This is a genomic window from Massilia sp. HP4 (genome assembly GCF_005222695.1).
Classification (GTDB): Bacteria; Pseudomonadota; Gammaproteobacteria; order Burkholderiales; family Burkholderiaceae_D; genus Telluria.
This window is the reverse complement of the sequence record NZ_STGG01000041.1, coordinates 14,756-32,730: the sequence shown is the minus strand read 5'-3', so window position 1 is coordinate 32,730 and position 17,975 is coordinate 14,756. Positions and strand designations below refer to the sequence as shown.

Below are 17,975 nucleotides of genomic sequence, written 5' to 3'. Positions count from 1 at the left end.
GCAGCACCAGCCGGGGGAGACACCGGCTGTCTTCACTTGAAAAGAACTGATCAACCATGAATCAGCAAGTCATCGACGTCACACCCGCACAAACGGTGGTGGGCAAGTATCGCTGGACGATCTGCGCACTGCTGTTCTTCGCTACCACCATCAACTACCTGGACCGCCAGGTCCTGAGCCTGCTCGCGCCGATGTTGTCGGCCGAATTCGGCTGGTCCAACACCGACTACGCCAATATCGCGGCCACCTTCCAGTTCGTCTACGCGATCTCGATGCTGTTCGCCGGCCGCGTGATCGACCGCATGGGCACCAAGCGCGCCTATGTGCTCGCGATCGTGGTCTGGTCGCTCGGCGCCATCGCCCATGCCTACGCGATCTGGATCGGCGAAGCGGTCAATACCGTGTTTACTTCCATCGGGCTGGCCGTGGTGCCGGTATCGATTGCCGGCTTCATGATCGGCCGCGCGATCCTGGCGATCGGCGAGGCTGGCAACTTCCCGGCCGCGATCAAGGCCACCGCCGAATACTTCCCCAAGCGCGAGCGTTCGTTCGCGACCGGCATCTTCAATTCGGGCGCCAACGTCGGCGCCATCCTGGCGCCGCTGTCGGTGCCGCTGATCGCCGAATACTGGGGCTGGCAGGCTGCCTTCATCGTGATCGGCGCCATCGGCTTCGTCTGGATGGGGGCCTGGATCTGGCTGTACGACGTGCCGGAGCGCTCGCCGCGCGTGGGCGCGGCCGAACTGGCCTATATCAACAGCGACAGCGGGGTGAATCCGGCCGCGGTCGACAACACGCAAGTGGCCAGGAGCTCGTGGTTCAAGCTGCTGGGCTACCGCCAGACCTGGGCCTTCGTCGCCGGTAAGTTCCTGACCGACGGCGTGTGGTGGTTCTTCCTATTCTGGCTGCCCAAATACATGTCGGCGCAATACGGCCTGTCGGCCACCGCCATGATCCTGCCGCTGGCGGTCCTGTACAGCATGACGATGGTGGGCAGCATCGGCGGCGGCTGGCTGCCGACCTACTTCCTGAACCGCGGCGCCGACATCTATCAGGGCCGCATGCGCGCCATGCTGTTGATCGCGCTGTTCCCGCTGGTGGTGCTGCTGGCGCAGCCGCTGGGTTACCTGGGTTTCTGGTTCCCGGTGATCCTGATCGGCATCGGCGCTTCGGCCCACCAGGCGTGGTCGGCCAACCTGTTTACGACGGTGTCGGACATGTTCCCGAAACACAGCGTCGGCTCGGTGGTCGGCATCGGCGGCATGGCCGGCGGCCTGGGCGGCGTGCTGCTGACCAAGCTCGGTGGCTGGCTGTTCGACTACTATGGCGCGCTGGGCCAGCTGTCGACGGGGTATATGATCATGTTCTCGATCTGCGCGCTGGCCTACCTGGTCGCCTGGTGCGTGATGAAAGCCCTGGTGCCGCGGCACCGTGAAATCAAGGACCTGTAAGAATGTCGATGGAAATGGAAATCGTCGCCGGCGTGCATTGCGCGACCGGTGAGAGCCCGATGTGGCATGCGGCGGAACAGGCCTGGTACTGGGTCGACATCCCCGCGCGCCGCATCTGGCGCCTGGACCACGCCAGCGGAGAACTGCGCCGCTGGCTGGCCCCGGAGATGGCCGCCTGCATCGCGGCCCATGGCAGCGGTGGACTGATCGCCGGGATGGAAACCGGCATCTTCCACCTCGACCTCAAGGACGACGGCACGGTCGGCGCGCGCCGGCTGGATGCGCCGCCGGCGGCCGAACTGGGCGAGGGCATGCGCTTCAACGACGGCCGCTGCGACCGCCAGGGAAGGTTCTGGAGCGGCACCATGTTCATGGACATGGGCGCCGCGCGCGCGGTTGGCGGGCTGTATCGCTACTCGGCGCGCGCGGGCCTGCATGGGCCGGTGGTGTCGAATATGCTGACCCAGAACGGGCTGGCGTGGTCGCCTGACGGGAAAACGATGTACCTGTCCGATTCCCATCCCCAGCGCCGCCTGGTGTGGGCCTACGATTACGACGTCGATGCCGGGCTGCCGCATGGAGAGCGGGTGTTCCTCGACCTCACCGGGCAGAAGGGCCGGCCGGACGGCGCGGCGGTGGATGCCGACGGCTGCTACTGGACCTGCGCCAACGATGGCGGCGTGGTGCAGCGCTTCACGCCGCAGGGCAGGCTGGACCGGGAGCTGGAGCTGCCGATGGCCAAGCCTTCGATGTGCGCCTTTGGCGGGCCGGATCTCGACCTGCTGCTGGTGACCTCGATCGACCCCGGCGTCGGCGGCGATGCCGGCGCCGTGGTGCTGTTGCGGCCCGGTGAGCGGGGCGTGGCCGAGACGCCGTTCGCGGCCTAGTCGATCCCCAGCTGCGCCGCCTGCCGGCGCAGGAAAGCAACATGGGCTTCGCGGGTCGCCGGCCCATCGTAGGGCAGGATGGTCCACAGCTCGGACGCTTTCATCGCCTGGCCGGGCGCCAGTTCGATATAGGGCGCATGCACTTCGATCTCGAGCATGCCCTTGCCCGATGTTGCGGGATCGGCGTCCTGGAACAACTCGACCTGGCCCTGGGCCGGGTGGATCGCCGCGCGCGGCTGGTGGGTAAACCGGATCACCAGGACCTGGCCGTCGCGGAACGCTGCCACCCAGCCGTGCGACGGCTGGACGAACAGCTTGCCCTTGCGCGCCGCCTGGCCCGGCGCCGGCAGGTCGAGCGACAGCAGGCCGCCATCGAGCGTGGTTCGCAGCGCCCCGGCCGGCTCGACCCGGATATCTTCCTGCGTCGCCACCGGCACATAGGCCCGCGTGTGCGCCGGCACGCGCGTATTGAACCAGATGTCGCGTCCCGCCAGCTTGCCGCTGCGGTTGGTCGCTTCGGCATCGAGCCGCAGGCTGTTCGGCCGGCCCGCCACCAGCGCATAGCGCTTGCGCAGCTGGACGCCGGACACCGGGCTGGCCGGACTGTCGAGCGTGATCTCGTCCGGCCGTTGGTCGACCAGCGTGTACTTGGCAAGGCTCAGCCAGGGATCGGGTGGCCAGGTCGCTTTCGCCGCGGCGCGCGCCGGATTGAGGTGCTGGTGCACCCACCATTCGCGCTGCGGTCCGATCCATACCTCATGGCCCTGGTAGCGGATATAGCCCGAGTGCGCATCCGGCGGCGCCTCGGGGTCGCCCGCGCCTTCGTCGATCAGCAGGAAATTGGGCTTGCCCGCCAGCGCGAACGACAGCAGGCGGCCGCCGGCCACTTCAGACGCACGAGCCTGGACCATGTCGTTACTCAGGACGTGGGCCGTAAGCTGCGCAGCGGCAGGGAAGCCAGCGCACAGTCCCATGATCAGTAATGCCAGACGATGTTTCAGACGTCGCATAAGAAGAACCCTTTTTCTTGCTTACAACGAATTATTGCCCCAATGCATGTAATAATGCTACAGAAACGACAAGACATAGAGGAAAGAGAATGGCATTTTCATCTGCGACACTTCAGACGCTCGGCGAGCTGCTCGTCGATTTTCATTTCCACGTTCCGGATTATCAACGGGGTTACTCCTGGGGTAAAGCCCAGCTCGAAGCATTGTGGGCAGACCTGCGTATTGCGGTCAACTCGCCGGCACGGCAGCACTTCACCGGCAATGTGCTGCTGCAACGGCGCACTGGTGGCGCCGATGGCGTGCTCCCGGTCGATCTGGTCGATGGCCAGCAGCGCGTGGTGAGCACTATTGCGCTGGCCGCCGCGCTGACCCGGCGCATCGCCGACTTGACGCCCGGCGCGCCAACCCCTGCAATCCCGTATCGCATCAAATTTGAAGACAGCGACGAGCTGCAGACCTATTTCGATTTCTTCGTGCTCGACCGCAGCCGTCTGGCACCACGCCTGGCGCACGAGTGTTCAAGCTATGCCGCCAATATCCAGCATGCCGCGGCCTTCTTCAAGGCGCAGGCAGATGAGCTGCCTGACGCGGCGGCGGCGCAAGCCTGCCTGGATACCTTGCTCGGTCGGTTTTGCATCTTCGTTCTCGACGTTCAACCCGAATTTGATATCCACGTCGCATTCGAGACACTCAATAATCGGGGCAAGAAGCTTTCGCACCTCGAGCTTTTGAAGAACCGGCTGATCTACTTGTCCAGTGTCGTGCCGGCCGGTGAGAACAGCGTCGATGGCGACGCGTTGCGCCGCCAGATCCACCTGGCGTGGAAAGGAATCTATCGCTCCCTGGGGCGCAACAAGGCTACGCAAAACCATGACGACGAGTTCTTGCGGGCCCATTCGATCGCCTATTTCGGCGAAGTGAAGGATCGGGACTGGCTCGAAAAAGTCCTGCTCGACGAGACCTTCACCGTCACGAATCCAGACCTGTCGCGTGCGTCGATCGGTAACTATATTCACCATCTGGAAACCGCAGCAGTCTGGTGGGCGCACATGCATGGTACGGATCTGATGCCCAACCTGCATCGGATGCGGCTGGCGCAGATTGCCCGGGTTGGCGATGCTTTCTTCAAGCCTCTCATGTTGGCCGCCTATATGCGGATTGCCGAAGGCGATCCTGCCATGGCGCTGCAGCCCTCTCGCTTCGAACGCGCGCTCAGGCCGGCGCTCGGGCTTCTGGAGCAGATCGAACGCTACGTGGTGCTTCTGCTGACTTTGTCGGGCCGCCCATCACATCTTGGCCGGGCCGACATTAACCGGATGGCGCGTGCCCTCATGCGTCCAAGCCCCGACTTCCCTTCGCCGAGCGACGACGATTTCAGCAGCATGGGCGGCCCCGCGGCCGTCGACAAGGCCGCGGCCTACGTGCGCAATTACGTGGACGAGGAGTTTTCGGCGCAGGATGTCCAGCAACAGGTCGCAGCGCGGCTGCGCAGCAGCAAGCATACGGGCTATTACCGCTGGTCGTTCACGAAGGTCTTGTTACTGGAGTTCGAAGAGGCGCGCCGCGCAGACGGGAACAAGCCGATGGCGCTGAAGTGGCCGTGGGATAAGTTCAGCTTCGACAGCTCGGTGGAACACATCTATCCGAACGTGCCCGATCAAGGAGGCTACTGGGACAGCGTCATCCCCATCCACGGTAACGCAAAAGCGCTGAAGCAGGCTGTCGTCAACTCGCTCGGTAACTTGATGCTGCTGTCGGTTAGCAGGAACTCGTCGGTCTCCAACTTGCCATTCGCAGCGAAGAGCGGGGGATGCAAACGAAGCCGTTATGCACTTGGCAGCCATTCCGAGACCCAGGTCGCGAATGCGTTCAAGTCGCATGACTGGAGTGTGGCGTGTATCGCCGCGCGCGGCATCGCCATGCTGAAGTATGCCGAAAAGCGCTGGAATTTCAGTCTGACCGATGATCCGGACGATAACGCAAGCTATCTGCCGATGCTCTTTGGTCACAAGGCGGAAGAGGTACGTGCAGGCAACGCCAGCAGCGACAAACGCATCGATAATCGTGCACTCAACCCGCTCGTGAAGTTGCTCGACAATTAATGCTGGAAACGCTTGCCCACGAGTTCGCGGGCAAGCGCAGTCATATTACTTCGAAGCGTCCTGCATTTTTTCGCCGGCGCGTTCGACGCTGCGGCCGGCAGCGGCGGTCGCGTCGCTGGCAGCATCCTTGGCTTCAGCAGCGGCTTCACGCGACTCCTGGCGCACTTCGGCGGTGGCGTTGTCGATACGGTCGCCAGCGCGATCGGCAGCAGCTGCGGCGCGGTCGCCAGCGGCATCGATACGGTCGCCTGCGCGCTCGGCGGCGGCGTCGGCTGCAGCCACGCCTTCACGGGTCTCTTCGGCGACCGCACGGCCGGCGTTGTCGACAGCGGCGCCAGCTTCTTGCGCAGGGCCCATATTGTCGTTCTTGTTGCAGCCGGTAGCCAGCACGGCGACCGACAGCATGATGGCGGAGAGGGCGATAGTGGTTTTCATGGTGTGCTCCTTAAAATAAATGTTGTCGTTTAGCTTACACCTATTGCTAATTTTTTGACTCACGCCACGACCGCAATCGTGCGCGACAGGGGCATTACAACATTTCCGCTACTCATCGGCTGTGCGCTAGATAACGTAACAACAACTCTGCGTGCGGCGTCAGCGTAGTCGGATCGGCGAAGCACACCCGAAGTTCCCGGTTGGCCCAGGTGTCGTCCAGTGCCACGATGCTGACCGGCAGCTCGCGGACATAACGGCTGGCAGCCGCCTCGGGCAGCATGGCGATGCCGGCATCCTGCGCCACCAGCTGGGCGATGGCGCCGAAGCCGGGCGCCCGCACCCGCACCTTGAGCGGCCGTCCACTCTGGACCGCGCGCGCCTCGATGAAATGCTGCATCGGCCGCTCGGCCGGCAGGCAGACGAAGGAGAATTCGAAGGCGTCGCGCATCCGCGTGGCCGGGCGTTCGGCCAGCGCATGGCCATTCGGCACCAGCAGCACCAGGCGGTCGGTCCGATACGGCAGCGAAATGACGTCGCCGGTCGCCACATTGCCATCCAGGATGCCGATCTCGATCTCGCGCTTGCGCACCGCCTGCAGGATGTCGCGACTGGTGCGCTCCTCGAGCTGCAGGTCGACCTCGGGGTAGTCGGCCAGGAATACGCCCAGCGAGGCGGGCAAGAAGGTGCTGATCGCGACCGTGGTGCCGGCCAGGCGTACCGCGCTGCGTTGCGGACCGCGCAGTTCGCGCACGGTATCGCGCAGCTGTTCGACCTCGCTCACCACGCGCGCCGCGCGCTCCAGGATGAAGCGGCCGGCCGGCGTCGGCGCCATGCCGCCGGCCGAGCGGGTGAAGACGACGAGGCCGCAATCGTCCTCGAAGCCGCGCAGGCGGTTGCTGGCCGCCGATAGCGCGATCGGGAAGCGTTCGGCGGCCTTGCTGAGGCTTCCGGCATCGGCAATCGCAAGCAGCAGGCGGAGATCGGTAAGGTCGATATGCATGAGGTTTCTCGAAACGCGAAGGCCTGGTCCAGGATTGGCGCATTCTAGCGCGAATCGTTTCGCGTCAGAATAAGGTCTTTGGTATGCGAGCGTCGACATGAGTCCCACCCAAGTACGTTTGCGGCGCTGGTCGCAGGATGGCCGCCTGTACGCGGTGCTGGCCGCGACCGGTTTCAGCATGAAGGCCGTGTTCGTCAAGCTTGGGTATGCGGCGGCGCCGGTCGACGCATTGACCCTGCTGGCCCTGCGCATGGGATTCGCGCTGCCGCTGTTCCTGTGGCTGGCATGGTTGTCCTCGCCTGCGCGCGATCCCGATGCAGCGCCTTTGTCGCGCAAGGATGGCGCCCATATCGTCGTCCTCGGCTTTCTCGGCTACTACCTGTCCAGCCTGTTCGATTTCTATGGCCTGGAAACCATCACGGCCGGGCTGGAGCGCCTGATCCTGTTCCTGTACCCGACCCTGGTGCTGCTGTTCCATGCCTGCCTGACGCGCCAGCGGCCGTCGCCGCGCACGCTGCAGGCGCTGGCGATCTGCTACCTGGGCCTTGGCATCGGTTTTGTGCACGACCTCCAGGTCACCGGCTGGAGCCGCGACGTGATGGTCGGTTCAAGCTGGGTGTTCGCCAGCGCCGTCACCTATGCCTTGTACTACCTGGGCACCGGCGCGCTGGTGGCCCGGATCGGCTCGATGCGCCTGGCCGGACTCGCCGGCGGCGCATCCTGCGTGTTCGTGCTCGGGCATTACCTGGTGGCGGGCGATCCGGCTTCCTTGCCCGGCCTTCCGCCGGCGGTCTGGCTCAATGGCGGCCTGATGGCCGTGGTGTCGACGGCATTGCCGATCTATTGGCTGGCGCTGGGAATCCAGCGCATGGGCACGGCGCAGGCGGCGGCGGTGGGCAACCTGGGACCGGTGCTGACCGTGTTCGCGTCCTGGCTGCTGCTGGGAGAGCCGCTATCGGTCTACCAGCTGGGCGGACTGGCGCTGGTGATCCTGGGCGTGTCGCGGCTCAAGCCGAAGTCGGCGAGCTAGCGCACTTTTTGCAACATTGAAACGCACAATCCGCACCGCTGCGGGCCGGTTTCCGGCATCGGGGACGTGATACAACTCTTGCTGCTCTGCATTTACCCCAACAGCACAGAAAGAGTCATGAGAACCACATCCTCCTTGACGCTGGCGCGTCGACTGCTGGCTGCCGCCTGCTGCCTGTACCTCGGCACTGCGTCGGCGGCGCCGCCAGCGCATCCCTGGGCCGCGATGGCGCAAGCGGATGCGGACTTCGTCACCCACTGGATTGAAAGCCAGTCGATCACAGCGGTCTATCCGGACAGGCAGGCGTTCGCGACGCAGCGGGCTGCGGCGCGCCGCGTGTTCGACGCCGACGTTGCGCGTGTCAGCAACTACGCCGGCTATCGCCATGCGCTGAGCCGTTTCGTCGGTTCCATGCAAGACCTGCACCTGCGCCTGCATTTCTCGCTGCTGCCCGCGACCTATGCCTGGCCCGGTTTCCAGCTGGTCTACCGCGGTGGGCGCTACGTCGCGGTATCCAGCCAGGGCAGTGCGCTGGCCGGCCAGGAGGTCACCCACTGCGACGGCAGGCCGCTGGCCGATTGGGTAAGCCAGGTCGCCACCTACGAACAGCTCATCCCCGGCCTGGAATCGACCGCGAACTGGGCGGCGCCCCTGGTGCTGCGCGATGGCGGCAGCCCCTTCATCGTGCGGCCGCGCAGCTGTACCATCGGCGGGCGGGACGTGGTGCTCGACTGGCAGCCGGTCGCGGCCAGCAAGTTCGCGGCGGACCGCAGCGCCGCGACCGTGTTTCGCGACCGGGCCGCACAGGTCACGCCATTCGGGGCCGACGGCGCCTGGGTGCGGCTCGGTTTCTTCGCGCCCCAGACCCAGGCCGAAGGCAGGGCTTTCAAGGAGTTGATCGCCCAGGCCCCGGGCTTGCGCGACAAGTCGGTCATCGTCCTCGACGTACGCGGCAATGGGGGCGGCTCCTATGAGTGGTTCATGGGATTCCTGCGCGCGCTGTATGGCAGGGACTATGCCGACGTCCACGCGCGTTCGCGGCTCGGGATCGCGCATGTGTACCGCGCCACGCCCGAGATCCTTGCGTATTTCAAGAGCGATAGCGAGACCGAGATCGATGCGCTGGTCCCGCCTGACGACGGCACACCGTTCGATCCCGGCTATGTAAAGTACCAGCGCGCGCTGGAATCGGGGCAGGCGGTATTCGTCTCGCCTAGAAATGCGCGCGCGGTGCCGCTGCCGAAAGGGAGTCCTGCCAATCCGGTGAAAGCCAGGGTGCTGCTGCTGACCGATTACAACTGCAGCAGCGCCTGCATCGTGTTCGTCGATGAATTGAAACGCTTCCCCGGTGTCGAGCAGATCGGCGTCGAGACCGGGATCGATTCGCGCACCGGAACCAGCCTCGCTGCGCCGCTGCCCAGCGGGAATGGCGTGATCGACGTGCCGGTCGTGACACGCGACGGGCGCGAACGCGGCGACAATATCCCGCACCGACCCGACCGGCTATTTACCGGCAATATTGTGGACACGGCGGCAGTCAAGGCCTGGATCAGGGACGAGGTGCTGGGCGAGAAGGGGCTGACGCCCAAGCGTCCGTGACGTCAAACAGGCCCGCACCGTTCCAGCGCGGCCCTGGACAGGCAGCGCGTGCTGCGATGGCCTTCCCGGCGTAGCCGGGCCCCAGCGTGCGCAGCAGGCGCGGGAAGGCCCGGCAATAGCTGGACTGGATGCCGGCCAGGCGTGCGAGCTGGGCGTATTCGACCACGGCGCCGGGCGGGACGGCGTCCAGTACCTGGGCGATGCGCACGCGCCAGTCGTGCGGCCAGGAAGCGAAGCGTTGGCCAAGAGCGCGCACCGGATCGCCCGGGCGTATGACGCCGCCCTCGACCACGCGCGCCAGGATGCCACGCCGGGCGCCGATCCTCGTTGCCAGCCGTGCGCCATGCAGGTCGAGCCGCCCGCAGGCTTCGCAGGCGAACATCAGGCGCACCTGCGCGTGCTCGCCGATCTGCAGCACGGTGCCGGAGGGCAGGCGGTCGATGTCGTCGTCGAGGAGCAGGTTTTCGCGCAATGCCTGCGGCGGCAGGTCGAGGGCCGCGTAACTGGTGGTGGAGGCGAGCAGCAGCTGGCGCGGGGAGAGCGGATCGAGATGGCGGTCGCCGTCGGCGCCGCTGCCCGCGATCAGCTGCATGCAGTCGACCCGCTCCGGCGCGGGCGCGCCGGGAGGGCGGATCGACAGGGCGGCGATCACCAGGCGTTCAACTCAAGGAGCAGTGTGCAGCGCGCGCGCCGCTTCGCGGTACTTGGCGGCATTCGGCACGTCGGTCCATGCCGGCTTGGCCTGGTCGTTGGCGATGTCCTGCAAGGCGACGGCGATCATGCGGTTCACACGCACCATATTGTCGTAGTCGATCTTGTCCCAGGTGTCGTCCTTGCCGTGGTAGTCGGGGAAGCCGAAGGCGACCGCCAGGGTGTGGGCCGGCACGCCGGCATCGGCCAGCGCCTGGTTGTCGCTGCGCGCGAAATAGCGGTCGCTATTGGTCGGGTGCTTCCAGAAGCGGATGCCGGTGCGCTCGCTGGCGCGCTGCAGCGTCGTGCCCACGGTCGAATAGTCGAAGCCCGTCATGGTCGCCGAGCCCACTTGCGGGCCTTCGCTGTCGTCGGTGCGGCCCAACTGCTCCAGGTTCAGGTTCATCACGGTGTCCTTCAATGGGAACACCGGGTTCTTCGCATAGTAGCGCGAGCCGAGCAGGCCCAGTTCTTCGCCGAACAGGGCGACGAAGGCGATGCTGCGGCGCGGACGCTCCTTCTGCGCCGCCATGGCGGCGGCGATCTCGATCACCGAGACCGTGCCGCTGCCGTCGTCGTTGGCGCCATTGAAGATCTCGCCATCGCGGATGCCCAGGTGGTCGTAGTGGGCGCTAAGCATGACGTAGGTGCTCTTCAGTTGCGGATCCGAGCCGCGCAGCACGCCGATCACATTGCGCAGCTTGACTGGGCTCACGGTCGGCGCCACCACCCTGGCGGCCACGCTCGCGCCGCCTTTTTCCAACGTGCCCGCGACATCGGCCGCGTGCAGCAGCACGACCGGCGGGCCGTTCTTGGCCACCGGCTGGCTCGGGTCGATCAGCCAGCCGCCCTGGGTGCGGCCATGGCGGCGCTCGCGGTCGATCATCACGATCAGCGCAGGTTTGCTCTGCAGCTTCGCTTGCAGTACCGCGGCCGCGCCGGGAACCGCCGCCGCCGGCACCACTAGCACCTTGCCGTCGGCCGCGCCCTTGTCGTCCAGCGCCGCCTGCCACTGCATGAACACGGCCGGCGTATTCTTGAGCGCGACCGGATCGACGAAGTTGGCCGAGGCGCCGCCGAGCGGCACCTCGATCGTCTTGCCGCCCGCCGTCACCATGAGCGTGATGTCGTTCTCGCCGCGCCTGGCGTATTGCCAGTTGGCGGTCTGGTAGTAACCATCGTCGCCGGCCGCTTCGAGACCGGCGCGACGGAACTGGGCCGCGATGTATTCGGCGGCCAGGTCGACGCCGCGCGACGGCGTGCCGCGGCCTTCGAGCAGGTCGGACGACAGGAAGGACAAGTGGCCGCGCAGCGAGTCGGCCGAGATCCGCGCGGTGAGCGCGGCGTCGGGCGAGGCGGCGGCGGAGGCGCGCGAGGCGTCGGCTTGGACCGCGCAGCCGGCGAGGGCAAGGCTGACGCTGAGGCCGAGGGCAGGGACGATATGACGCATGGTGGCTTCTTTGGGTGGAAAGAATTGCAATATGACATGTTGGCAAGAAGCGGTCAATCGCATGGCACGTACGGCGTTTCCATGGCTATTTGCATAAGCTAGTAGTTATTTATTCGTTTGGCATAGCTTTCTTGGCAGCTATAGTGCGTCTCCACAGGATTTCAACGATTATTCAGCCATGACCGATTCGCAGCACCGCCTTTCACGCACCCGCCCGGCATCCTTGCCGGGCCTGGTCGGGCCGCGCTGTCGAATGCGGCGCTACTGATCGCCTGATCCATACCGCCGTCTCCCGCACTCGTCCTGCACGGATGGGGCAGGGAGCGCATGCCTGCCGCGGTGCCGCAAACGCCGCCGGCAGCAAGACCACTACCAGGAACACCATGCATAAACCACTCGCTATCGTCGTGGCGCTCGCCGCCGCATTCTCGCAACACGCCGCCGCCCAGGACATCGAAAAAGTCATCGTCACCGGCTCCAACATCCGCACCACCCAGAAGGAAGGCGCCAGCGCGGTGCAGGTCATCTCGGCCAAGGAGCTTGCCGCCACCGGCAAATCGAGCATCGCCGACGTGATCCGCTCGATCTCGGCCAACAGCGGCAACAGCTATAACGAACAGTTCACCGGCAGCTTCTCGGCCGGCACCGCCGGCCTGTCGCTGCGCGGCCTGGGCCAGAAGAACACGCTGATCCTGGTAAACGGCAAGCGCGTCAGCCCCTACGCCACCGCCCAGAACCTGCAGGAAGTCTTCGTCGACCTGAACAGCCTGCCGATGGCGGCGGTGCAGCGCATCGAGGTGCTCAAGGACGGCGCCTCGTCGGTCTACGGCTCGGACGCGGTGGCCGGCGTGGTCAACATTATCCTGTACAAGGAGTTTAAGGGCACCGAGATCAGCGCCCAGGCCGGCCGCTCGCTAGAAGGCACCGACCAGGACGACAAGAGCGTGACCCTGCAGACCGGCGTCGGTTCGCTGGTCGAGGATGGCTACAGTATCGTGTTCTCGGCGGACGCCCAGTGGCGCGACAAGCTGCAGCAGGACCAGGTTGGCTGGATGGCTGGCAGCGATTTCCGCGGTAACCCGAACGGTACCCTGGCCTGTGTGCCGACCAACTATGTCAACAACGATCCGACCCAGTGGCTCGGCGGCGCCGGCGGTGCGCTGGCGGTCCAACCCTACGGCCAGGTCACGCCCGGTCGCAGCGGCAACGTGCTGGCGTATAACCCGGCCGAGTACAAGACCCTGATCCCGGGCATCCAGCGCGCCCATGCCTCGCTGCGCGGCACCGTCAAGCTGGGCCAGGACCATGAAGCCTATGCCGAGGTGCTGTACGGGCGATCGCGCGCCGACCAGACCTTCAGCGCGCCGCTGACGGTCGGCACGGGACTGCGCGCATGGAACGACGCCACCCAGCAGCTGGACAATATCAATGTCGTGCTGCCGGTCGGCCATCCGAACAATCCGGGCGCCACGCCGCTGCCGTTCAACGCCACCCTGTTCGACCTGGGTCCGCGCATGAAGCAGGGCCGCGTCGAGTTCTTCCGCGCGCTCACCGGCGTCAAGGGCTATGCCGGCGGCTGGGAATACGATGCCTCGATCGGTCATTCGGGCAGCGAGTTGAAGGAAACCGTGCAGAATTTCGTCAACCGCTACGAGTTCGAGAAGGTGCTGGCCGATGGCAGCTACGACTTCGTCAACCAGGCCAATAACAGCGAGGAGGTGCGCAACCGCCTGCGCCTGTCGACCCTGCGGCCGGCCGAATCGAAGCTGACCACCGTCGACCTGAGCGCCACCCGCGAACTGGCCCAGTTGCCGGCCGGTGCGCTCGGTTTCGCGGCCGGCGCCCAGTGGCGCCGCGAAGAGATGGATTCGCAGACCTCGAGCGCCGTGTTGTCGGGCACCGAACTGCGCCCGGCGATCAATATCATCGACGGCTCGCGCGACGTGGCGGCGCTGTTCGCCGAACTGAACGTGCCGCTGCTGCAGGGCTTGAATCTGAACCTGGCCGGCCGCGGCGACCATTACGACGACTTCGGCAGCGCCTTCTCGCCCAAGGCCAGCGTGCGCTGGCAGGCGGCGCCATGGCTGCTGGTGCGCGGCACGGTGTCGCGCGGCTTCCGGGCGCCGTCGCTGCCCGAGATCACCAACTCGACTTCGGTCAGCTACGGCAACGTGGTCGATCCGCGCGATCCGATCTCGCCGACCCAGGCACGCGGCATCACCAACCTGACGATCGCCAACCCGGACCTGTCGCCGGAGCGCTCGACGAATGCCAACTTCGGCATCGTGATCGCGCCGAACAGCCTTACCAGCCTGGGCCTGGACTTCTATCGCATCCGTACCAAGGGCGTAATCGGCACCGAGTCGGCCGACAACATCATCGCCAATGAAGCGACCAGCCCGGACAAGATCGTGCGCGACGCCCAGGGCCGCATCCTGACCCTGTACCGCCAGTACGCCAACCAGGGCAATCGCTCGGTGTCGGGCTTCGACATCGACTTGCGCCATGTGCAGCCGCTGGCGGCCTACGGCAAGCTCACGCTGAACGCGCAACTGAGCCGGGTGCTTTCGTTCGAACAGCCGCTGGCGGTCGGCCTGCCGCTGACCGAAGGCGCCGGCAACAATTACTTCGGTTCGATCCCCAAATGGCGTGGCGTGACCGGGCTGACCTGGGACATCCAGGACTGGACCAATACCCTGGTGTGGAACTACGTCGACGGCTATGACCAGACCACCCGTGCGGGCGAGCGCGTGAAGCCCTACGGCACCTTCGACCTGAACCTGGCGTACCGGGCGACCGAGGCGGCGACCGTCAGCTTCATCGTGCATAACCTGGGCGACAAGCGTCCGTCGTGGGATTCGTCGACCGCCTTCTTCGACTATACCCAGGGCGATCCGCGCGGCCGCGTGGCGTCGGTGAAGGTCAATTACCGCTTTTAAGCGGTCAGGCGAAGCGGTTCCGGTCGATTCCGGGATCGCTTCGCGCCACGCATTTCCCGTTTCGTCGCACCTGGCTTGCGGGCCATTGCGGTGCTGGGCACAATGACTCCCGTTCCTCATCATCGAGAAAAGCGAGTTTGCATGTCGTCCACCGCCCAACCGTCCACGGCCGTACCCCATTCGCGCTGGCGGCGCATGCTGAGGGATGCGCCGATCGCGATCGGCATCAGCGCGCTGATCGCGGTCGTTATCGTACTGATCATCGGCCGGCCGGAAAGCTTGTTCGAGCAACTGGTGTTCTCGATTATCATCGGGACGATCGCTTTTGTGATCGTCAACGGCGCCCGTCTGCTGCTGTGGGACCGCAGCAACTGGGGACTGCGCGAGTGGGCGCCGTTCGCGCTGCTGGTGATCGTTACTGCACCGGTCGCGCATTTCGGGGGCATGCAGATCAGCGGGGCGATCCTGGGCATCGAGGTGCCGACCCTGGCACAGTATCCCTCCCTGAACCAGTTGAGCATGATCGTCTTGACCTTGATCGTGGTGGCCGGGATGGTGGTGCTGGTGCGGCATCGCGAGCACATGCGGCGTGCCAATGAAGAACGTGCCGCCGAGCGTTTGCGCGCCGAGGTCATCGAGCGCCAGGCGCTGCAAGCGCAGCTGCGCCTGATGCAGGCGCAGATCGAGCCGCACATGCTGTTCAACACGCTGGCCAACCTGCAGGGCCTGATCGCGATCGACCCGGATCGTGCCAGCGAGATGCTCGACCAACTGATCCAGTACCTGCGCGCCACCCTGAGCGTGTCGCGCTCCGAGACCACGACCTTGGAGCAGGAATTCGCTGCGATGGAGGCCTATCTCGGGCTGATGAAAGTGCGCATGGGCGACCGCCTCCGCTATCGGCTCGAACTGCCGCCCGAACTGCGCAAGGCGCGCCTGCCCACGATGCTGCTCCAGCCGCTGGTCGAGAATGCGATCGTGCACGGCCTCGAGCCCAAGATCGATGGCGGCGCGATCGTCATCGAGGCCAGCGCCGATGGCGCCAGCATCGAGGTCGAGGTGCGCGACACGGGGCTGGGACTGGGGCAGGTACACGGTCCCCGCGGTCCGCGCGGTGGCGGCGTGGGCGTGTCGACCACCCGCGAGCGGCTCGAGGCCTTGTATGGTGCGCGCGCCGCGATTACCCTGTTGCCGGCCGAGCCGCATGGCACGCTGGCCCGATTGACCCTTCCCCTGGAGAGCCCCGCATGACCCGCGCCCTGATTGCTGAAGACGAACCGATCCTCGCCGCCACCCTCGCCAAGACCTTGCAGGGCTTGTGGCCCGAACTCGAGATCGTGGCCACGGCGCCGAACGGGCTGGTGGCGGTGGAGCAGGGCCTGGCGCTGCGTCCGGACATCCTGTTCCTCGACATCCGCATGCCGGGCCAGACCGGGTTGGAAGCGGCCGAGGAACTGGCCGAGCGCTGGGAAGGGCCAGCACCGTTCCCGCACATCGTGTTCGTGACCGCCTTCGACGATTATGCGGTCGAGGCCTTCGACCGGGCGGCGGTCGACTATGTGCTCAAGCCGGTGAGCGCGGGGCGGCTGGGCAGGACGGTCGAGCGCCTGCGGGCCCTGGTGGATGCGCGCAGTGCCCCGGTGGCTTCCTTGCCTGGGGCGGATTCGCTAGGCCACTTGCTGGGACAGCTGCAGGCGCTGCTGCCGTCGGTGCAGGCGACCGAGCGGCTGACGACCGTGCGCGCGGCGGTCGGCAATGTGGTGCGCATGATTCCGGTGGCCGACGTGGTGTTCTTCCAGGCGGTCGACAAGTACGTGAACGTGGCGACGGCGGACAGCGAGGCGCTGATCCGCGTGCCGCTGAAGGATCTGCTGCCGCAACTCGATCCTGACCGGTTCAGGCAGGTCAGCCGCAGCATGGTGGTCAATATGGGGTACGTGACAAGCGCGGGACGCGATGAGCTGGGCAAGTTGACGCTGAATCTGCGCGGACGGCCGGAGAAGCCGCGGGTCAGTCCGGTGTATGCACATTTGTTCAGGCAGATGTAGTGTCTGGCGGTGCAGCTATTTCACTCGCGGGAAGAAGAAGACACGCTCGATCTTCCCATCGTCTTTGTCGGCCTCGAATACCAATAGATAGCCCGGGCCGTACATGCTCTGCACGGTATCCGGGCCGACGAAATACGCGACATTCGAGTCGTAATCGAAATAGGCAGTTTGAGATCCGAGCAACGCCTCGACTTTCTTTCTGCTATCGAAGTCCGAGAGATCGTATTGCTCGAGAAACGAAGCCGTCATCTCGCCGCGCTGTATTTGGGAGGCTTGTGCCCACGCCTGCACGCTGAATTGGCGAGATCCGAGTTTGCGCGCCTGGCGTTCGACCGAGTACCACCAGTCGTGCGCGAGAATCAACAGCCCAACGATCGCTAGCAGCAGGATAACCCGGCGACTTCTCACATTCGTTTCGCGGTTTTGCATCTACTTCACGTTGGGGACGAAGAACACACGGCGAATCCGGTCAGTACTTTTGTCAGCGTCGAATACCCATAGGTAGCCGTCGCCGTGTACGCTTGTTACTGTACGCGGCCCAACGAAGTATGCCGGATTGGTATCACTGTAGTAGTAGCCCGTCGGGTCCCCTAGCAAGGCTTCGACCTCTTGCCTGCTCAAATCAGTCGCTTTGTATTTGCGGAGGAAGGATGCCGTCATCTTGCCTCGCTCCAATTCAGAAGCATTTTTCCATTCGTGAACGGTAAATTCCTCGCGCCCCAATTTTTCGGCCTGTTGTTCGACGTCGGCTTCACCGGATTGCCACCAGCATCCGGTCGCGGTCGAGGTAAGCAGGAGTAAAGTGCAGAATGCTCGCATGTCGTGGTCAACGCTTGAGGACCTTCAGTCTGCCAGATCGCAGGGCGGCGATGGACCTATCGCTCAATATTGGGTCTGGGGCGTGAGAGAGACCAATCTTCAGGCCTACAGCATTATTGTGCAGGTCCATCTCCTTCTCGGCAGGTGGATTGCGGTCATACGCCTCATGAACAGTCGTGTACCGGAGTGCAATCCGGTAGCCGAGCTCCTTGCATAACAGCGCAGACCAGAAACAGTGCCGAAATGCATCGGCCGGCGTATTATGCCCGCTCCCCGAAAAGCGACGCTTAGTTTCGGCAACTGCCTTTGCTATCGTTGGTCTGATCACTGGCGCCTGCTCGGGGAATAAGGAAAGATAAGTCTTTTCATTGGTGTTCAGCTGCTGATACAGCTCGGAATAGTTGGTGTTCATTTCAGACCTGAAAGGTGAGATCGCCAGCGATAAGTATTCCATGGCGATCCTCGTCCCTTCTTGTTGATCGTCAACCGTCGAGAGAACGTCTCCGTTCAGGTCT

The 17,975-nt window shown here is 64.9% G+C and carries 16 protein-coding genes; 8 read left to right on the top strand and 8 right to left on the bottom strand.

Features of this window, described 5'->3' with window-relative positions; all coding sequences use genetic code 11:
• The first annotated feature begins 56 nt into the window (after window positions 1-56).
• Together E8M83_RS14180 and E8M83_RS14175 are read left to right on the top strand one after the other, a co-directional pair.
• Window positions 57-1,451 (top strand): MFS transporter, encoded by a 1,395-nt coding sequence (locus E8M83_RS14180; protein ID WP_137173996.1) that lies wholly within the window; start codon window positions 57-59, stop codon window positions 1,449-1,451.
• Between the two features lie 14 nt (window positions 1,452-1,465).
• Complete coding sequence (locus E8M83_RS14175) at window positions 1,466-2,338, top strand: SMP-30/gluconolactonase/LRE family protein (RefSeq protein WP_137174352.1); 873 nt, start codon at window positions 1,466-1,468, stop codon at window positions 2,336-2,338.
• Here E8M83_RS14175 and E8M83_RS14170 read toward each other — a convergent pair.
• Window positions 2,335-3,249, bottom strand: coding sequence for a DUF4380 domain-containing protein (locus tag E8M83_RS14170; protein ID WP_229491529.1), 915 nt, complete (start codon window positions 3,247-3,249; stop codon window positions 2,335-2,337). The two genes, E8M83_RS14175 and E8M83_RS14170, sit on opposite strands and share 4 nt — an antisense overlap.
• Window positions 3,250-3,437: 188 nt before the next feature.
• Between E8M83_RS14170 and E8M83_RS14165 the strand changes: the two genes are divergently transcribed.
• Window positions 3,438-5,450, top strand: coding sequence for a DUF262 domain-containing protein (locus E8M83_RS14165; RefSeq protein ID WP_137173994.1), 2,013 nt, complete (start codon window positions 3,438-3,440; stop codon window positions 5,448-5,450).
• A 45-nt stretch (window positions 5,451-5,495) separates the two neighbouring features.
• Here the strand turns inward: E8M83_RS14165 and E8M83_RS14160 are convergent, their stop codons facing one another.
• Complete coding sequence (locus E8M83_RS14160; RefSeq protein ID WP_137173993.1) at window positions 5,496-5,885, bottom strand: hypothetical protein; 390 nt, start codon at window positions 5,883-5,885, stop codon at window positions 5,496-5,498.
• A gap of 112 nt (window positions 5,886-5,997) precedes the next feature.
• Window positions 5,998-6,885, bottom strand: coding sequence for a LysR substrate-binding domain-containing protein (locus E8M83_RS14155; protein ID WP_137173992.1), 888 nt, complete (start codon window positions 6,883-6,885; stop codon window positions 5,998-6,000).
• Window positions 6,886-6,982: 97 nt separating this feature from the next.
• Between E8M83_RS14155 and E8M83_RS14150 the strand changes: the two genes are divergently transcribed.
• Together E8M83_RS14150 and E8M83_RS14145 are read left to right on the top strand one after the other, a co-directional pair.
• Window positions 6,983-7,915 carry a DMT family transporter gene (locus E8M83_RS14150; protein WP_137173991.1) on the top strand — a complete coding sequence of 311 codons (933 nt, stop codon included), beginning with the start codon at window positions 6,983-6,985 and terminating at the stop codon, window positions 7,913-7,915.
• Window positions 7,916-8,032: 117 nt separating this feature from the next.
• Window positions 8,033-9,514, top strand: a complete 1,482-nt coding sequence (locus E8M83_RS14145; protein ID WP_137173990.1) for a S41 family peptidase — start codon at window positions 8,033-8,035, stop codon at window positions 9,512-9,514.
• Here the strand turns inward: E8M83_RS14145 and E8M83_RS14140 are convergent.
• Window positions 9,465-10,106 carry an MOSC domain-containing protein gene (locus E8M83_RS14140; protein WP_137173989.1) on the bottom strand — a complete coding sequence of 214 codons (642 nt, stop codon included), beginning with the start codon at window positions 10,104-10,106 and terminating at the stop codon, window positions 9,465-9,467. The two genes, E8M83_RS14145 and E8M83_RS14140, sit on opposite strands and share 50 nt — an antisense overlap.
• Window positions 10,107-10,178: 72 nt before the next feature.
• The gene (locus E8M83_RS14135) at window positions 10,179-11,654 is read right to left on the bottom strand and encodes a M28 family peptidase (RefSeq protein WP_137173988.1); all 1,476 of its coding nucleotides are present in this window, start codon (window positions 11,652-11,654) and stop codon (window positions 10,179-10,181) included.
• A 383-nt stretch (window positions 11,655-12,037) separates the two neighbouring features.
• Between E8M83_RS14135 and E8M83_RS14130 the strand changes: the two genes are divergently transcribed.
• The 3 genes from E8M83_RS14130 (at window position 12,038) to E8M83_RS14120 (ending at window position 16,641) form a co-directional block, all read left to right on the top strand.
• Window positions 12,038-14,593: a TonB-dependent siderophore receptor gene (locus tag E8M83_RS14130; protein ID WP_137173987.1), complete on the top strand. Its 2,556-nt coding sequence runs from the start codon at window positions 12,038-12,040 to the stop codon at window positions 14,591-14,593.
• Window positions 14,594-14,734: 141 nt separating this feature from the next.
• Window positions 14,735-15,844 carry a sensor histidine kinase gene (locus tag E8M83_RS14125; protein ID WP_170976807.1) on the top strand — a complete coding sequence of 370 codons (1,110 nt, stop codon included), beginning with the start codon at window positions 14,735-14,737 and terminating at the stop codon, window positions 15,842-15,844.
• Window positions 15,841-16,641, top strand: a complete 801-nt coding sequence (locus tag E8M83_RS14120; protein WP_137173985.1) for a LytTR family DNA-binding domain-containing protein — start codon at window positions 15,841-15,843, stop codon at window positions 16,639-16,641. The genes E8M83_RS14125 and E8M83_RS14120 overlap by 4 nt, the downstream gene beginning before the upstream one ends.
• A 15-nt stretch (window positions 16,642-16,656) precedes the next feature.
• Here E8M83_RS14120 and E8M83_RS14115 read toward each other — a convergent pair whose 3' ends face one another.
• The 3 genes from E8M83_RS14115 to E8M83_RS14105 are packed head-to-tail and all read right to left on the bottom strand — an operon-like array spanning window position 16,657 to window position 17,914.
• Window positions 16,657-17,070: a hypothetical protein gene (locus E8M83_RS14115; RefSeq protein ID WP_137173984.1), complete on the bottom strand. Its 414-nt coding sequence runs from the start codon at window positions 17,068-17,070 to the stop codon at window positions 16,657-16,659.
• Entirely contained in the window at window positions 17,071-17,460 is a 390-nt protein-coding gene (locus E8M83_RS14110) for a hypothetical protein (RefSeq protein ID WP_137173983.1), read from the bottom strand.
• Between the two features lie 7 nt (window positions 17,461-17,467).
• Complete coding sequence (locus tag E8M83_RS14105; RefSeq protein ID WP_137173982.1) at window positions 17,468-17,914, bottom strand: hypothetical protein; 447 nt, start codon at window positions 17,912-17,914, stop codon at window positions 17,468-17,470.
• Window positions 17,915-17,975: the final 61 nt, after the last annotated feature.

Excerpts from the sequence above, each read along its gene's own strand:
- E8M83_RS14180 (WP_137173996.1), top strand. The coding sequence starts at position 57 with ATGAATCAGCAAGTCATCGACGTCACACCCGCACAAACGGTGGTGGGC.
- E8M83_RS14175 (WP_137174352.1), top strand. The coding sequence starts at position 1,466 with ATGGAAATCGTCGCCGGCGTGCATTGCGCGACCGGTGAGAGCCCGATG.
- E8M83_RS14170 (WP_229491529.1), bottom strand. The coding sequence starts at position 3,249 with ATGGTCCAGGCTCGTGCGTCTGAAGTGGCCGGCGGCCGCCTGCTGTCG.
- E8M83_RS14165 (WP_137173994.1), top strand. The coding sequence starts at position 3,438 with ATGGCATTTTCATCTGCGACACTTCAGACGCTCGGCGAGCTGCTCGTC.
- E8M83_RS14160 (WP_137173993.1), bottom strand. The coding sequence starts at position 5,885 with ATGAAAACCACTATCGCCCTCTCCGCCATCATGCTGTCGGTCGCCGTG.
- E8M83_RS14155 (WP_137173992.1), bottom strand. The coding sequence starts at position 6,885 with ATGCATATCGACCTTACCGATCTCCGCCTGCTGCTTGCGATTGCCGAT.
- E8M83_RS14150 (WP_137173991.1), top strand. The coding sequence starts at position 6,983 with ATGAGTCCCACCCAAGTACGTTTGCGGCGCTGGTCGCAGGATGGCCGC.
- E8M83_RS14145 (WP_137173990.1), top strand. The coding sequence starts at position 8,033 with ATGAGAACCACATCCTCCTTGACGCTGGCGCGTCGACTGCTGGCTGCC.
- E8M83_RS14140 (WP_137173989.1), bottom strand. The coding sequence starts at position 10,106 with ATGCAGCTGATCGCGGGCAGCGGCGCCGACGGCGACCGCCATCTCGAT.
- E8M83_RS14135 (WP_137173988.1), bottom strand. The coding sequence starts at position 11,654 with ATGCGTCATATCGTCCCTGCCCTCGGCCTCAGCGTCAGCCTTGCCCTC.
- E8M83_RS14130 (WP_137173987.1), top strand. The coding sequence starts at position 12,038 with ATGCATAAACCACTCGCTATCGTCGTGGCGCTCGCCGCCGCATTCTCG.
- E8M83_RS14125 (WP_170976807.1), top strand. The coding sequence starts at position 14,735 with ATGTCGTCCACCGCCCAACCGTCCACGGCCGTACCCCATTCGCGCTGG.
- E8M83_RS14120 (WP_137173985.1), top strand. The coding sequence starts at position 15,841 with ATGACCCGCGCCCTGATTGCTGAAGACGAACCGATCCTCGCCGCCACC.
- E8M83_RS14115 (WP_137173984.1), bottom strand. The coding sequence starts at position 17,070 with ATGCAAAACCGCGAAACGAATGTGAGAAGTCGCCGGGTTATCCTGCTG.
- E8M83_RS14110 (WP_137173983.1), bottom strand. The coding sequence starts at position 17,460 with ATGCGAGCATTCTGCACTTTACTCCTGCTTACCTCGACCGCGACCGGA.
- E8M83_RS14105 (WP_137173982.1), bottom strand. The coding sequence starts at position 17,914 with ATGGAATACTTATCGCTGGCGATCTCACCTTTCAGGTCTGAAATGAAC.